Here is a 15,311-nt window from a genome sequence, read left to right as displayed (position 1 = left end):
GTCGCCTGAAGGATCCGCGCGGTCATCGTCGCTGCGCTCTCGTGCGCTGCGGGAGGCGCGCGACCAGCACGCCCGTGCCGATCGCGAGCAGCGCGAGCAGGCCGTACCAGGCGACGCGACCACCGGTCTGCGGAAGACCCGGGATGGAGGCCGCAGGCGGCTGGACGCCTGGCTGCCCCGTCTCGCCATCGTCGCTCAGCACCTCGCCGAAGCCGTCTGCGGTGAAGCGCAGGTCGACGCGCGCGTTGCCGCGCGGCTCGAGCAGCTCGACCTCGATGCGGTACCAGGCTGCGACGGAGGCGTCCTGCTCGGCGAGCAGCGTCGTGGCGCCCGTCACGAGCGGAGCGTCGAGCAGCGAGGTCGCACCGCTCGCGCATCCCGCATCGGTCCAGCGCTCGTCGCACGCGCGCACCGTGGCGGCGTACGCGTCCGGCGAGGCCGCGACGACGTCGAGCCCGACGTCGATCGAGCCGTCTGGCTCGCCAGACGACACCGCGACGTCCCACGCCACGGGGGCACCTGGCAGCATCGTCGCCATCGCCTGAGCGTCCTGGACCGACACGAGTCGCAGCACCTCTCCTTCGATGATGGTCTCCTCGGGTGCGGCGGACGCCGCCGACGCCGACCAGGTCAGCAGCAGCGCCGCCACCCCGATCGACGCGGCGGCGCGCCTCATGACGACGAGGTCGCCAGGAACTGCCAGGTCGCCGTGGCCGTGCCGCCCTGCAGGGTCGACGCCGCACCCGACGGCAGCTCGATGCGGACGCAGTAGAGCACCGTGCTCCCCGCAGCGGCGCTGAGCGGCTGTGCCGTCTGACCCGCGGCCACGATGCCCGTCGAGAAGGGCGTCGCATTCGGCACGATGACCGTGCCGGCCGGAGCCGTCGCGGTGAAGAGCGTCTCTGCGCAGGCCGCCTGGGTCGGGGCGACGCGGATCGCGTACCGCAGCGCGGCGGCGAGCGCCGTCGAGGGCGCGGTGCCGGTCTGCTGCGCGATGACCGAGCCCGAGACGTTGGTGGCGGCCGTCGTCCGGATCGCGACCGTGCCGTACGAGACGGTGCCCGGCGACATGGCGGTCACGGCGGGCGAGTACGTCACCGTGCCGGCAGTGCCCGTGGTGTCGTGCTCGGTGAAGGCGGTGCCGCCCGTCTGGCCCGACATGTTCCCGACGATGTTGAACGTGCTCGCCGTGACCGTGGTCGTGGCGTACTCGGAGTCGTTCCAGGCTGCGAGCGTGACCGTGGCGCCCACGCCGAGGGCGAGGCCCCCGGTGAGGACGGCGCGGATCTTCAGGCCGAGGCGCCTGCGATCGCGCGGAGCGCGGTGCAGTCCCATCGGATCAGATCGAGGTGGCCAGCAGCTGCCAGGTCGCCGTCGCGGAGCCGGTCTGCTCGAGGTCCGGACCTGCGGTCACGGCGAAGCAGAGCGGCACGGGCGCACCGGCGTCGGTCGTGGGAGCGCCGATCGCGAGCGGCTGGGTGTCGTCGCCTGCGACGGCAGCGTCGGTCTCGAGGGTGTCGCCGGAGCCGAGCACGGTGCCGCCGGCCACGCCGGCCGCGTCGCACGTCGCCGGACCGGTGAGGGCCACGACGGTCCACGAGAGGTTCTCCGCGTTGCCGACGGGATCGCCGTCGACGGCGACGATCTCGGTGAGGTCGAGCGTCGCCGCGGTCGTCGTGCCAGCGGCGAGGCGCACCCAGAACGGCGCGTAGGTCACGTCGTCGGGCGTGAGGTTCTCGTTGAGGTCGAGCGTGAACTCGAGCACCGCGGCAGCGTCGCCGTCCGCGGTGTTGTGGTCGGCGTACGGTCCGGCGGCCGCCGTCGTCGAGCCCTCGAGGTTGAAGGAGCCGGCCGTGAACGTGCCGGTGGCGAACTCGCTGTCGGTCCAGGCGGCGAGGGTGATCGCGGCGCCGACGCCGAGGACGAGGCCTCCCGCGAGCATCGCACGGACCTTGCGGCCGCGTCCGCGGCTGGTGGGAGAGGCGACGGCCTCGACGGTGTCAGACATGGGGGACTCCAGGGGTATAGATGAGGACACTTCAAGTGTCAGGCTCTGTCCCCCATCCGTCAAGCATGGATGTGGACACGGCGCGCCGACGACGCACGAAGCACGCGCGAGCAGCACTCGCATGCACGCGAACGCCGTTCGAGCGGGGGTCCCCGACGCGAGCGAGGCCGGGAGCCGCGCGAGCATCGAGCGCGCACGACGAAGGGCCCGACACGCGAACGCGTCGGGCCCTGCTGTCGGTCGAGGCGGCGGTCAGCCAGCCAGCTCGGCGTCGCGATCGAGCCACTTCGAGGCGAGGTGCTCTGCGATCACGCGACGCGCCGTGCCGGTCTTCGAGCGCAGCACGAGCGACTCCGTGCGGATCAGCGGCCCCTTGCGACGCACGCCGTCGAGCAGGCCGCCATCGGTGACGCCCGTCGCGACGAAGTACGTGTTGTCGCTCGTGACGAGGTCGTCGACCGCGAGGATGCGATCGAGGTCGTGGCCCGCGGCGACGACGTTCGCGTGCTCGTCGGCCGACTGCGGGTTGAGGCGACCCTCGATGAAGCCGCCGAGCGCCTTGATGGCGCACGCGGTGATGACGCCCTCCGGCGTGCCGCCGACGCCGACGCACATGTCGATCCGCGACTCCCAGCGCGCGGCGTTGATGCCGCCTGCGACGTCGCCGTCGAGCATGAGGCGCGTGCCTGCGCCCGCGGCACGGATGTCGTCGATGAGCGCAGCGTGGCGGGGGCGGTCGAGCACGGCCACGACGATGTCGGCCACGTCCTTGCCCTTCGCCTTCGCGAGCTCGCGGATGTTGTCGCCGATCGACTGGCCGAGCGAGACGACGCCGCGACCCTCGGGACCGCAGACGAGCTTGTCCATGTAGAACGCGTCGACCGGGTCGTACATCGTGCCGCGGTCGGCGACGGCGATGACGCTCAGCGCGTTCTGACGCCCGGCGGCCGTGAGCGACGTGCCGTCGATGGGGTCGACGGCGATGTCGCACGACGGGCCGCGGCCGTTGCCGACGTGCTCGCCGTTGAACAGCATGGGCGCCTCGTCCTTCTCGCCCTCGCCGATCACGACGACGCCGTCGAAGGCGACGGTGCCGAGGAAGGTGCGCATCGCGTCGACGGCGGCCTTGTCTGCGGCGTTCTTGTCGCCTCGTCCGATGAAGGGCACCGCTCGGATGGCGGCGGCCTCCGTGGCACGCACGAGCTCCATCGCGAGGTTGCGATCGGGATGCTGGAAGACGGTCTCGGCCATGGTGTGGCTCCTTCGGCAGGGGTGGTCAGGGGCCAGCTGCCTCCAGGCTAGTGCCGAGCACGTGCGCCCTGGGTGCTCGATGCCGGGCGGGGTGTCGCTGGACCCGCCCGGCATCGAGGGTTCGGTGGTCAGTGCTGCGGCGCGCCCTCGTCGAGCAGGGCGTCGGACCTCGCACGGAAGAAGCGGGTCGCGGCGAACATCCCGGCCGCGACGAACGCGAACACCCCGAGCGAGACCACGCCCCACGCGCCGCTGTCGGTCGGCACGGACTCGTTGACGGCGGTGCGCATGATGGGCGCGACGAAGCCGCCGAGGTTGCCGAGCGAGTTGATGAGGCCGATGCCGGCTGCCGCCGCGGAGCCCGTGAGGAACGCCGTCGGGAACGACCACGTGATGGGGCCGACCGACAGGAAGCTCGCCACGGCGATCGTGATGCAGAGGATGCCGATCACCGGCTGCTGCATCGCACCGGCGAGCGCCGAGCCGAGGATGAACACGCCCGTGAGCAGGTAGAAGGTCGTCCCCCACCGCCGCCGTCGCCCGACGGTCGTGGCGCGCTTGCCGAAGAGGTAGCAGGCGAACAGGCCCACGAGCCACGGGATCGCCGACACGAGCCCCACCTGCCAGCCCACCGACTGCCCCAGCAGCCCGGCGACCTGCTGCGGCAGGTAGAAGGTCGTGCCGTAGACGGCGATCTGCAGGCAGAAGTAGATGATCGTGAAGTACCAGACCTTCCAGCTGGCCATCGCCTTCCAGATGCCGGTCGGGCCGTCCTGCTGCCGCACCGCATCCTCGGCCGCCATCGCCGAGGTGAGCGCGCTCTTCTCGCCATCGGTGAGCCACTTGGCCTGCTGCGGGGAGTTCGTGAGGAAGAAGAGCGCCGCGATGCCCGCCGCGACGGCCATGAGCCCCTCGACGAAGAACATCACCTGCCAGCCGTGCCACGGCGTGACCTGGTCGCCGAACGAGATGAGGCCGCCGGACAGCGGTGCGCCGAGCATCTGCGAGAACGGCTGCGCGAGGTAGAACAGCGCGAACATCTGCACGCGCACCTTGTTGGGGAACCACTCCGACAGGAACATGATGACGCCGGGGAACAGCCCAGCCTCGGTCACGCCGAGCAGGAAGCGCAGCACGATGAACATGGTGTCGTTCGTCGTGAACGCGAACGCAGAGGCGACGATGCCCCAGGTCACGGCGATGCGTGCGAGCCAGAACCTGGCGCCGAACCGCTTGAGCAGCAGGTTGGAGGGGATCTCGAAGATCGCGTAGCCGATGAAGAACACGCCCGCGCCGAACGCGAAGGCGGCCGCGGAGATGCCGCGATCCATCTCGAGCGCCTCCTCGGCGAAGCCGACGTTCGTGCGGTCGAGGAAGGCGACGAAGTACAGGATGATCAGCATCGGCATGAGGTGCCGAGCGGCCTTCTTGATGGCGGACGCCAGCGCCGGCGCGTCGGCCGTCGAGTCGATCGCCTTCGCGAGGTCGGACATGGTGCGCTCCTTTGCGCTCTCGGCGGCGAGGCCGCGGACCGGGGTGTCGGGTCAGAGGGACGAGATGAGGAACCAGCAGCCGAGCGCCACGAGGGCGACGCCGAGCAGCAGGAAGGCGATGCGGGACTTCGACCAGGTGGCCATGGATGCTCCTAGTGCCTGGAGATGCCGACGTGCCAGCCGCGCTCGGCGAGGACCGCGGTCATGCGCCCGCCTCCCGCTGCTCGCGCGCGATCGGCGCGGGACCGAGCTCGTCGAGCAGGCGCTGCGTCGCGACGTACGCCCGGTTGCGGTAGGCGACGAGCTCGGCCGTGCGCTCGGCGGGCACGTCGAGGTAGCCGGCGCCGCTCTTCGTGCCGAAGCGGCCAGCCTCGACGTGCGCGGCGAGCGAGGCGGGCGTCGCGAAGCGCTCGGGCCAGCGCGTCTGCAGCGAGGCGTAGCAGAAGGCGTACACGTCGAGCCCCGCCATGTCGGCGATCGCGAACGGCCCGAAGAACGGCAGGCGGAAGCCGAACGTCGTGCGCACGATCGTGTCGATGTCCTCTGGCGTCGCGACGCCCTCGTCGACGAGCTGCGTCGCCTCGTGGAACAGGGCGTACTGCAGTCGGTTGAGCACGAAGCCCGTCGCGTCGCCGACGCGCGCCGACTGCTTGCCGGTGGAGGCGACGATCGCCTCGACGACGGCGACGGCGGCCGGGTCGGTCGCGTCGTGCGAGATGAGCTCGACGCCGGGGATGAAGGGGGCGGGGTTCGAGAAGTGCACGCCGAGGAAGCGACCCGGGTGCTCGACGGCCTCGGCGAGCGAGCCGATGAGGATCGTCGAGGTGTTCGAGCCGATGATGGCGTCGGCAGGTGCCGCGGCCGAGATGCGGCGCAGCGTCTCGTGCTTGATCTCGATGCGCTCGGGCACCGCCTCCTCGACGAACGTCGCATCGGCGACGGCCTCCTCGATCGACGTCGACGCCGTGAGGTGCGCGCGGATGCGCTCGACGGCGTCGGCGGGGAAGAGCCCGTCTGCGACGAACTGCTCGGCCTCGCCGATGAGGCGTTCGAGGTTCGCGTGCGCGATCTCGGCGGAGATGTCGGCCAGGCGCACGTCGTGGCCGGCGAGGGCGAGCACCTGTGCGATGCCGCCGCCCATGTAGCCGGAGCCGACGACGGCGATGGTGTGCGTGGTCATGCGTGTCCCTTCGGGAGGAGCGTGCGCAGGTAGCGCTGGTTCGTGGAGCAGTTGCCGAGGCTGTCGCCGCCGTAGTGCTCCATGAGGAAGATGCCGTCGAACCCGAGCTCGAGCGCGTCGCGCACGACCTGGCGGTAGTTGATGAGGCCGCCCTCCATCGAGCTGGGGGCGCTCGTGGCCCACGAGCCGTCTGCCGCCTCGTCGCGCGTGTAGTTCTTCACGTGCCAGTAGTTGGCGTACGGCAGGGTCTTCGCATGCACCTCGCGCCAGTCCTCGATGGGGCGGTGGAGGCGGATGAGGTTCGCGACGTCGGGGTTGAGGCCGACGTTGTCGAGGCCGATCTCCTCGACGAGGCGCACGGCGGAGTCGGCGGTGCCGAGGTAGGTGTCCTCGTACATCTCGAGCGACATCCGCAGGCCGACGTCGGCGGCGTGCTGCCCGAGCTCGCGCAGCCGCGAGACGGCGGCGGCCCACACCTCGGGGTCGTCGGGGTCCTTGGGACCCTCGGCCGTCCAGAACCAGAGGGCCTGACGCTGCGCGTCGCTGAAGGGCTGGTGCAGCCCGGTGGAGAACACCTGCATGCCCCATTCGGCGGCGGCATCGATCGTGCGGTGCGCGTAGGCGAGGTTGCGCTCCTCATGGCCGGGCATGATGACGCTCTGCCGCTGCAGGTGGACGCTGGGGATGGCGATGCCGCGTGCGCGGGCGATCGCGAGCAGCTCGTCGCGCCTGCCGCGCTCGAGGTCGGCGGGGCGGATGTGGCTGTCGGCGAGCTCGATCATCGAGAACCCGACGTCCTGCACCTGCGCGAGCATGTCGTCCCAGACCTCGGGTGCGGCGTCGTGCAGTGCGACGCCGTCGTGGCCGACGGGCGGGATGCCGTGGAGGCACGTGGCGATCGGCCAGGTCTCGGCCGTGTAGGGGGACGTCGTCGTCGGCACCGCTTCGCTCCATCGCTCGGGGTCGGGCTGCGAGAAATCCTATAGGATCTACGAACCACGTCAAGGGTTGGCGATGAGCGCAGAGGTCGTGGCCCCCCGGACAGCACGAGGCGACGCGAGCATGCGCTCGCGTCGACGGCCGGGCGTCAGCGGCCCGAGAGCGACCGGTCGCGGACGTTCGCGATGTGGTCGCGCATCCGCGCGCTCGCCTCGGCCGGATCGCCCGCGAACGCCTCGAGGATCGCGCGATGCTCGGCGAGCGCCTCGATCACGTCGCTCGGGCCGCGCAGCGCCGCCTGCCGCAGGCGGTGCGTGAGGGCGCCGAGCGAGGCGTGCATCTCCTGCACGTAGCGGTTGCCGGCGTGCGCGAGGATCACGGCGTGGAAGGCGCCGTCGGCCTCGAAGTAGCGCTGCGTGACCTCGAGCGGCACCTCGCCGACGGCGTGCGCGTGCACGACGTCGTGGCTCGCGGCCTCATGCACCTCGTGTGCAGCGCGCAGAGCGGGCAGCAGCGCGGCAGCGTGCGGCGACGCGAGGCGCGCAGCGCGCTCCTCGAGCATGAGGCGGGCCTCGAAGAGCTCCGCGAGCTGCTCGCGGTCGAGCGGCGGCGCGACGCGGTACCCCTTCAGCGCCTCCCGGGTGACGAGCCCCGTGCGCTCGAGCTGCACGAGCGCCTCGCGCACGGGCGTGGGCGACACGGCGAGGTCGCGAGCGAGCGTGTCGATCGACAGCCGCTCGCCGGCCTGCACCGTGCCGTCGAGCAGGTCGGCGAGGATGCGGTCGTGCACCTGGTCGCGCAGCGCACGGCGCTGCACGTCCAGCTGCCGACCGGCTCCGCTCATGCCGCGAGCGCCTCGTCGAGGATGCGGCCGAACGCGACGGGGTCGTGCGCGAAGCGCCCGAGGAACATGCCGTCGACGTCGGGGGCGATGCGCGGCAGCAGGCCGGGGCCGGCCGAGCCGCCGTAGATCACCTGCGCGCCAGGCAGCAGGGCGTCGCCCGCGAGGTGGTCGCGCAGCACGCTCGTGACGCCGCGGATGTGCGCCTCCCCCGCCGGCTCGGGTGCACCGATCGCCCACACGGGCTCGTAGGCGACGACGAGCCGGCCGCCGACGCCGCGCTCGCGCGCGAGGCGCAGCGACGCCTCGAGCTGCTGGATGCACGCGGCAGCCGCCGTCGACGGGTCACCCTGCACGGGCTCGCCGATGCACAGCACGGGCGCGAGGCCCGCATCGAGCGACGCGACGACCTTGCGCGCCACGGTCTCGTCGGTCTCGCCGAACATCGCACGGCGCTCGGCGTGGCCGATCTCGACCATCGCCACGCCGTGCTCGACGAGCTCGGGCGCGCCGACCTCGCCCGTGAACGCGCCGGAGGGCTCCCAGTGCACGTCCTGCGCACCCACCGTCATGCCCGCCGGACCCGCGATCTCGACGACCGCGGGGATCGACGGGAACGTGGGGATGACGAACGGCTCGACGAGCCCGGAGGTCACGGCCTCATGCACGCGGCAGAGGGCGGCGACGTCGCGCGTCCAGCGCTCCGTCGCCGCCTTGCCGAAGTACATCTTGAGGCTCGAGCCGATCACGAACCTCGCCATGCTCAGCGTGCTTCGTACGCGACGAGGTCGTCGATGTTCGCCTGCGAGTGGCTCGACGGGTCGAACGTGTACGTGAGCCACTCCTTGGCGAGTCGGCGCGCGAGCTCGATGCCGACGACGCGCTGGCCCATGCACAGCACCTGCGCGTCGTTCGACAGGATCGAGCGCTCCACCGAGAACGAGTCGTGCGCCGTCACGGCACGGATGCCCGCGACCTTGTTCGCCGAGATCGCGACGCCGAGTCCCGTGCCGCAGAACAGGATCGCCCGGTCGGCCTCGCCGGCGGCGATGCGCGTCGCGGCCTCGATCGCCACGTTCGGGTAGCTCGTGCCCTCGGCGTCGGAGGCGACGCCGACGTCGACGACGCTGCCGACGAGATCGTTGGCCTCCAGGTCGGCCTTCACGATCTCCTTGTAGTCGAATCCGGCCTTGTCCGAGCCGATGATGAGCCGAAGCGTCACTTGTCCTCCTCCAGGTGCTGCGACAGCACGTCCGAGACGGTCGTGCAGATGAGCGCGAACGAGACCGCGCCCGGGTCGGGCGTGCCGATCGACTTCTCGCCGTGCGACTTCGCGCGGCCGAGCGTCGCCTTCAGGGCCGCGGTCTCCTGCGCCGCCTCCTCCGCGACGCCGGAGGCGTGCGACCACGCCTCGACGAGCGAGTCGCCGGCGGCGACGCGCTCCCGCAGCTCGTCGGCGAACGGCACGATCGCGTCGATCATGGTCTTGTCGCCGACCTTGGCCTTGCCGAACGACGCGACGGCGTCGCGCGCCGCATCGACGCCGGCGACGACCGAGTCGCGGGTGACGTCGGCGGAGTCGCCGAGCGGCCCCGCGAGCGAGCGCAGGATCGTCGCCCAGATGACGCCCGAGGTGCCACCGCCCTTGTCGCCCCAGGCGTCGGCGGCGCGACGCAGGGTGGTCTCGGCACCCGCGCCACCCTCTGCGGCGGCCTGCGCGGCGTCGCGGCCCGCGTGCGCGCCCCGGCGCATGCCGATGCCGTGGTCGCCATCGCCTGCGACGGCGTCGAGCCTGCCGAGCTCGTCGGAGGCCTGGTCGATCGCGTCGGCGATCTCGCCGAACGCGGCGGCGATCGTCTTGCCCGCGGCGCGCGAGGCGTCGGACGCCTCGCCGATCTCCTCGGCCACGACCGCGGCGACCTCGACGTCGACGTGCTCCTGCTGCGCGACCGAGCCCTTGCGGTACGCGGGGGTGTCTGCCGACGCCTTCCAGAGGTCCTCGAGCTCGGCGTCGAGCCAGAGCAGCGTGAGCGAGCACCCCGCCATGTCGAACGACGTCGTCATCTCGCCCACGTCGGGGTCGACGATCGTGAGGCCGCGCTCCTGCAGCAGGCGGCTCACGGCGCGGTAGACGACGAAGAGCTCCTCGTACTTCACGGCGCCGAGGCCGTTGAGGATGGGCACGACGCGTGCGCCATCGAGATCGACGCCCGGAGGCACCTCCTCGAGCAGGCGCGAGACGAACAGCTCCGCGAGCCCGTCGGCCGTGGGCACGTCGACCTCGTCGATGCCCGGCTCGCCGTGGATGCCGAGGCCCACGGCCATCTTGCCCTCGGGCACGGTGAACAGCGGCGCGTCCGCCCCCGGCAGCGTGCAGCCTGCGAAGGCGACGCCGAACGAGCGCGTGCGATCGCGCGCGAGCTTGGCGATGCGCTCGACGTCGTCGAGCGAGTCGCCTCGCTCGGCGGCTGCTCCCGCGACCTTGAACATCGCGAGCATGCCCGCGATGCCGCGACGCTCCTCGGTGCGATCCGCCGGCGCGCTCCAGATGTCGTCGGTGCCGAGCACCGTGCGCACGTCGTGGCCCTCTGCCTTGAGCCGCTCCTGCGCCTCGGTGAAGTTCAGCACGTCGCCGGCGTAGTTGCCGTACGACAGCAGGACGCCCTTGCCCTGGTCGGCCGTCTTCGCGACGGAGTACACCTGCTGCGACGAGGGCGAGGCGAAGAGGTTGCCCATCGCCGCGCCGTGCGCGATGCCGGGGCCGACGAGGCCTCCGAACGTCGGATAGTGGCCGCTGCCACCGCCGATCACGAGTGCCACCGTATCCTCGGCGGCCTTCGTGGAACGGACCACGCCGCCAGGGACGGCGGTGACCCACCGTGCCGATGCGGCTGCGAAGCCCTCGATCATCTCGTCGGCGAACGCCGACGGCTCATTGAACAGACGCGTCATCGCGTGCTCCCTCGGTTCGATGCGACGCGGCAACCCTATAGGACATGTCCGTGCAACCTGCCTGTGCCGTGGACGCATCGGCGCTCGTAGACTCGGTCGCGACGCCGTCCGCTCGAAGGAGATGCCCATGCCCGTCGCAACGCCAGACCAGTACGCCCAGATGCTCGACACGGCGAAGTCGAACGCCTTCGCCTACCCCGCGATCAACGTCTCGTCGTCGTCGACGATCAACGCGGTCCTGCAGGGCCTGTCGGAGGCGGGCTCCGACGGCATCATCCAGGTCACGACCGGCGGCGCCGACTTCTTCGCCGGCCAGACCGTGAAGAACCGCGCAGGCGGTGCCATCGCGTTCGCGCGCTACGTCACCGAGGTCGCGAAGGCGTACCCGATCACGGTCGCGCTGCACACCGACCACTGCCCGAAGAACGCGCTCGACGACTTCCTGCTCCCGCTCGTCGCGGCGAGCGAGGACGAGGTCGCCGCAGGTCGCCCCGCGCTGTTCCAGTCGCACATGTGGGACGGGTCGGCCGTGCCGCTGGCCGAGAACCTCGAGATCGCGAAGGAGCTCCTGCCCCGCCTCAAGGCGCTCGACATCATCCTCGAGGTCGAGATCGGCGTCGTCGGCGGCGAGGAGGACGGCGTGCAGCACGAGGGCTCCAACGAGGCGCTCTACACGACGCTCGGCGACGTCGAGCAGGCCGTCGAGGCCCTCGGCCTCGGCGAGCAGGGCCGCTACATCGCCGCGCTCACGTTCGGCAACGTCCACGGCGTCTACAAGCCGGGCAACGTCAAGCTGCGTCCCGAGCTGCTCGGCGAGATCCAGGCAGGCATCCAGGCGAAGCACGGCACGGCAGCGAAGCCGCTCGACCTCGTCTTCCACGGTGGCTCGGGCTCGACCGACGCCGAGATCTCGGAGGCCGTGCGCAACGGCGTCATCAAGATGAACATCGACACCGACACGCAGTACGCGTACTCGCGCTCGGTCGCAGGCTCGGTGCTCTCGAACTGGGACGGCTTCCTCAAGGTCGACGGCGAGGTCGGCAACAAGAAGGTCTACGACCCGCGCGCATGGGGCAAGGCGGCCGAGACCGCCATGGCCGCTCGCGTCGTCGAGGCCACGAAGCAGCTCGGCTCCGCCGGCTGGTCGGGTCGCTGACCACACGCTGACGCGACGAGGGCCCCCTGCCTGCCGGCAGGGGGCCTTCGTCATGCGGGTCGCGAGCGCCCGGCCGTCAGGGCTGGATGCGATCCCCCGCGCTCGGCGGCGGAGGCTGCGTGCCCGGCTGCGGCGCAGGCGATGCCTGCTGCGGCTCGGTCGGCTGCTGCCACGCGTGCTGCTCGGGCTGCCAGCCACCCTGCTGCTGCGGCAGCGACGCCTGCTGCTGCTGCCATCCAGCCTGCTGCTGCGTGGGCTGCGACCCCGCCTGCTGCGGCTGCTGCCAGCCCTGCGTGCCAGCAGCCGCGCCCGCGCCCACGGCCACGACGGCACCTGCGCGCACGGCACGCAGCACGAAGTGCGCCACGAGCAGCGCGATGCCGAGTGCGCCGAGCACGAACGGGCCCCAGACGAAGAAGACGAGGATCGGGTCGGCGCCCGTCGCGCCCTGCGTCGACAGGAACACGTTCCAGAACGACGCGTTCGGGTAGATCTCGAGCGTGTTGAAGGTCGAGCGCAGGTTGTTGACGAGCGCGATCGCACCGATCACGAAGCACGCGATGGCGAGGCTGACGAGCAGAGGGCGGTTGCTGCGGCGCATGCCGTCATCCTCCACCCGCCAGCCTGGATGCCTGCTTCGACGTGCCGGCTACGCCCAGTCGGCGTTCTCGTCGACGATCGAGTCGGTGCCCTCCGGCAGCACGGTGTCGTCGATGCCGTTGCCGTCGGTGTCGATCGCGTGCTGCGCGCCGCCGTGCTCGTCCGGCACGTCGGCGGGGTCGTCGTCGGCGACCTCCTCGTCGCGATCCTCGTAGCCGTCCGGCACGTCCTGCACCGTGATCGAGTCGGTGTCGTCGACGCCCGCGGGCGCGGGGTCCTCCACGACCTCGCCGAGCGTCTCGTCGTAGTCGACGTCCTCGGCGACCTGCTCGCTCCAGCCGTCGGCGCCCTCGGCTCCTGGGTCCTGCACGGTCTCGTCGCTCATGGTCACTCCCGGGTCTCTGACGCCGCCATCCGGCGGTCTCCCTCCAGCCTGCACCCGACCGGCTGGCTGACGCAGCGGCGTGCGCCCGCGCGCTGCGAGGGGTAGGGTCCGCGGCCGTCAGCGTCGCGAGGGCCGCAGCTCCTTCGGCAGCGAGAACACGAGGTCCTCCTCGGCAGTGCGCACCTCGTCGACGCGTCCGTACCCGGCGTCGGCGAGCTCGGCGAGCACCTCGTCGACGAGCACCTCGGGCACGCTCGCGCCGCTCGAGACGCCGATCGTCGCGACCCCGGCGAGCCACTCCTGCCGGATCTCGCGCGACGCGTCGACGCGGTACGCGGCGCTCGCGCCCGCCTCGAGGGCGACGTCGACGAGCCGCACCGTGTTCGACGAGTTCGCGCTGCCGACGACGATCACGAGGTCGCACTCGGGCGCGACCTTCTTCATCGCCACCTGCCGGTTCTGGGTCGCGTAGCAGATGTCGTCGCTGGGCGGATCCTCGAGACGCGGGAAGCGCACGCGCAGCCTGCGCACGGTCTCCATCGTCTCGTCGACCGACAGCGTCGTCTGGCTCAGCCACACGAGCCTGCCAGCCGGGGGCTCGTCGATCGCGTCGGCGTCCTCAGGAGACTGCACGAGCGTCATGCGCCCAGGCGCCTCCCCCATCGTGCCCTCGACCTCCTCGTGGCCCGCGTGTCCGATGAGCAGCATGTGGGCGTCGTCGCGCGCGAACCGCTGCGCCTCGCGATGCACCTTCGTCACGAGGGGGCACGTCGCGTCGATGGCCTGCAGCCCGCGCTCGGCCGCCTCGGCGACGACCGCGGGGCTCACGCCGTGCGCGCTGAACACGACGAGCGCGCCCGGCGGCACGGCGTCCACCTCGTCGACGAACACGGCGCCGCGACGCTCGAGCTCGGCGACGACGTGCCCGTTGTGCACGATCTGCTTGCGCACGTACACGGGCGCCCCGTGCTTGGCGAGCGCCTGCTCCACGGTGATCACCGCACGGTCGACGCCTGCGCAGTAGCCGCGCGGACTCGCGAGCAGCACGCGCCTCGCACCGGTGTCGCCGGGGTCGACTAGCCTGTTCCGGACGATCGGCGCGCGTGGCGCGGCCAGGGGGACCCGGCCATTCGAGATCGTCACGTGTCGATCCTACGTTCGGAGGCCGCATGGGCGAGCGTGTCACCGGCACGCCGGAGGAGCCGTGGACCGTCGCGCGCCTCGCGGGCGAGCTGCAGTCGTACGTCGCACGCCTGGGCGCCGTGTGGGTCGAGGGCGAGCTGACCCAGTGGAACGTGCGGCGCGGCATGGTGTTCGGCAAGATCAAGGACGTCGAGGGCGACTTCACGATCGACGCGAAGGCGTTCACGTCGTCGCTGCGCGAGCCGTTCTCGCAGGGCGACCGCGTCGTCGCCCTCGTGCAGCCCGAGTACTGGGCGAAGGGCGGCACGCTGTCGATGCAGGTGCGGCAGCTGCGGCACGTCGGCATCGGCGAGCTGCTCGCGCGACTCGAGGAGCTGCGGCAGCGCCTCGCCGCCGAGGGCCTGTTCGATCCCGCTCGCAAGCGCCGCCTGCCGTTCCTCCCCCACTGCGTGGGGCTCGTCACCGGCAGGGACTCCGACGCCGAGCAGGACGTGCTGCGCAACGCGATGCTGCGATGGCCCGGCGTGCGGTTCGAGGTCGTGCACGCCGCCGTGCAGGGCGACGCCGCGCCTCGCGAGGTCGTGCATGCGATCGAGACCCTCGACGCGCACCCCGACGTCGACGTCATCGTCGTCGCACGCGGCGGCGGCGACTTCCAGTCGCTGCTCGCCTTCAGCGACGAGCGCGTGCTGCGCGCCGCCGCCGCCGCCTCGACGCCCATCGTCTCTGCGATCGGCCACGAGGCCGACCGCCCGCTGCTCGACCTCGTCGCCGACCTGCGCGCCTCGACGCCCACCGACGCCGCCAAGCGCGTCGTGCCCGACGTCGCCGAGGAGCTCGACCGCGTGGCGCAGGCCCGCTCGCGCATGCGCACGCGCGTGACGCAGCGCGTGGCGCACGAGGTCGAACGGCTCGTCGCGCTGCGGTCGCGGCCGTCGCTCGCGCGGCCCGAGTCGATGCTCGACGCGCACACCTCGGAGGTGCGGCAGCTCGCCGTGCGCGCCGACGACCTCGCCGGTCGCGCCGTCGAGCGCGCCGAGCACGGCATCCACCGCCTCGCCGACCGGCTGCGCGCCCTGAGCCCGCAGGCGACGCTCGACCGCGGCTACGCCGTCGTGCAGACGGCGTCGGGCGCGGTGCTGCGCGACGCGGCCGACGCCGCGGCGGGCGACGACGTGCTCGTCACCCTCGCCTCGGGCGCGATCACCGCCGAGGTGCGCGAGGCGCGCCGGGCCGACTGACTCGCACCCGCACCGCACCGCGCCCGCACCCGCACCCGCACCCCGTGCGATTGCGTTTCGCAGGCGATCGTGGGGGTTGGAGGGAAGATACCCCTTCGACCACCCTGATCGCCTGCGAAACG

General features: G+C 71.9%; 15 protein-coding genes and 1 pseudogene. 2 read left to right on the top strand and 14 right to left on the bottom strand.

Annotation, left to right across the window (positions count from 1 at the left end; translation table 11 throughout):
* Window positions 1–22: 22 nt before the first annotated feature.
* The 11 genes from ACZ6H8_RS16050 to ACZ6H8_RS16000 form a co-directional block, all read right to left on the bottom strand.
* Window positions 23–676, bottom strand: a complete 654-nt coding sequence (locus ACZ6H8_RS16050; RefSeq protein WP_464147949.1) for a hypothetical protein — start codon at window positions 674–676, stop codon at window positions 23–25.
* Window positions 673–1,335: a SipW-dependent-type signal peptide-containing protein gene (locus ACZ6H8_RS16045; protein ID WP_464147948.1), complete on the bottom strand. Its 663-nt coding sequence runs from the start codon at window positions 1,333–1,335 to the stop codon at window positions 673–675. Before ACZ6H8_RS16045 ends, ACZ6H8_RS16050 begins: the two co-directional genes overlap by 4 nt.
* Before the next feature lie 4 nt (window positions 1,336–1,339).
* Window positions 1,340–2,008: a SipW-dependent-type signal peptide-containing protein gene (locus ACZ6H8_RS16040; protein ID WP_464147947.1), complete on the bottom strand. Its 669-nt coding sequence runs from the start codon at window positions 2,006–2,008 to the stop codon at window positions 1,340–1,342.
* 252 nt (window positions 2,009–2,260) lie between these two features.
* Window positions 2,261–3,259: a class II fructose-bisphosphatase gene (glpX, locus tag ACZ6H8_RS16035; RefSeq protein ID WP_464147946.1), complete on the bottom strand. Its 999-nt coding sequence runs from the start codon at window positions 3,257–3,259 to the stop codon at window positions 2,261–2,263.
* Window positions 3,260–3,387: 128 nt separating this feature from the next.
* Window positions 3,388–4,752: an MFS transporter gene (locus ACZ6H8_RS16030; RefSeq protein WP_464147945.1), complete on the bottom strand. Its 1,365-nt coding sequence runs from the start codon at window positions 4,750–4,752 to the stop codon at window positions 3,388–3,390.
* A 202-nt stretch (window positions 4,753–4,954) separates the two neighbouring features.
* The gene (locus ACZ6H8_RS16025) at window positions 4,955–5,932 is read right to left on the bottom strand and encodes a 3-hydroxyacyl-CoA dehydrogenase family protein (RefSeq protein WP_464147944.1); all 978 of its coding nucleotides are present in this window, start codon (window positions 5,930–5,932) and stop codon (window positions 4,955–4,957) included.
* Window positions 5,929–6,873, bottom strand: a complete 945-nt coding sequence (locus ACZ6H8_RS16020) for a sugar phosphate isomerase/epimerase family protein (protein WP_464147943.1) — start codon at window positions 6,871–6,873, stop codon at window positions 5,929–5,931. Before ACZ6H8_RS16020 ends, ACZ6H8_RS16025 begins: the two co-directional genes overlap by 4 nt.
* 146 nt (window positions 6,874–7,019) lie before the next feature.
* Window positions 7,020–7,715 carry a GntR family transcriptional regulator gene (locus tag ACZ6H8_RS16015; RefSeq protein ID WP_464147941.1) on the bottom strand — a complete coding sequence of 232 codons (696 nt, stop codon included), beginning with the start codon at window positions 7,713–7,715 and terminating at the stop codon, window positions 7,020–7,022.
* Window positions 7,712–8,473, bottom strand: a complete 762-nt coding sequence (locus ACZ6H8_RS16010; RefSeq protein WP_464147940.1) for a triose-phosphate isomerase family protein — start codon at window positions 8,471–8,473, stop codon at window positions 7,712–7,714. The genes ACZ6H8_RS16015 and ACZ6H8_RS16010 overlap by 4 nt, the downstream gene beginning before the upstream one ends.
* A 2-nt stretch (window positions 8,474–8,475) precedes the next feature.
* Complete coding sequence (locus ACZ6H8_RS16005; RefSeq protein ID WP_464147939.1) at window positions 8,476–8,934, bottom strand: ribose-5-phosphate isomerase; 459 nt, start codon at window positions 8,932–8,934, stop codon at window positions 8,476–8,478.
* Window positions 8,931–10,664 carry a dihydroxyacetone kinase family protein gene (locus ACZ6H8_RS16000; protein ID WP_464147938.1) on the bottom strand — a complete coding sequence of 578 codons (1,734 nt, stop codon included), beginning with the start codon at window positions 10,662–10,664 and terminating at the stop codon, window positions 8,931–8,933. The genes ACZ6H8_RS16005 and ACZ6H8_RS16000 overlap by 4 nt, the downstream gene beginning before the upstream one ends.
* Window positions 10,665–10,791: 127 nt before the next feature.
* Here ACZ6H8_RS16000 and fbaA point away from each other — a divergent pair, with 127 nt between their 5' ends.
* Entirely contained in the window at window positions 10,792–11,820 is a 1,029-nt protein-coding gene (fbaA, locus tag ACZ6H8_RS15995; protein ID WP_464147937.1) for a class II fructose-bisphosphate aldolase, read from the top strand.
* Between the two features lie 76 nt (window positions 11,821–11,896).
* Here fbaA and ACZ6H8_RS15990 read toward each other — a convergent pair whose 3' ends face one another.
* The 3 genes from ACZ6H8_RS15990 to ACZ6H8_RS15980 form a co-directional block, all read right to left on the bottom strand.
* Window positions 11,897–12,421 (bottom strand): hypothetical protein, encoded by a 525-nt coding sequence (locus ACZ6H8_RS15990; RefSeq protein ID WP_464147936.1) that lies wholly within the window; start codon window positions 12,419–12,421, stop codon window positions 11,897–11,899.
* Window positions 12,422–12,469: 48 nt separating this feature from the next.
* Window positions 12,470–12,805: a hypothetical protein gene (locus ACZ6H8_RS15985; RefSeq protein WP_464147935.1), complete on the bottom strand. Its 336-nt coding sequence runs from the start codon at window positions 12,803–12,805 to the stop codon at window positions 12,470–12,472.
* Between the two features lie 117 nt (window positions 12,806–12,922).
* Complete coding sequence (locus ACZ6H8_RS15980; RefSeq protein ID WP_464147979.1) at window positions 12,923–13,921, bottom strand: 4-hydroxy-3-methylbut-2-enyl diphosphate reductase; 999 nt, start codon at window positions 13,919–13,921, stop codon at window positions 12,923–12,925.
* A 53-nt stretch (window positions 13,922–13,974) separates the two neighbouring features.
* Between ACZ6H8_RS15980 and xseA the strand changes: the two are divergent.
* Window positions 13,975–15,238, top strand: a pseudogene (xseA, locus tag ACZ6H8_RS15975) (exodeoxyribonuclease VII large subunit); the annotation flags it as partial.
* Between the last annotated feature and the right edge of the window lie 73 nt (window positions 15,239–15,311).

The sequence above is a fragment of the Agrococcus sp. AC640b genome (assembly GCF_979255995.1).
The sequence above is the reverse complement of the archived record's forward strand: the minus strand, read 5'-3'. Positions and strand labels throughout refer to the sequence as shown.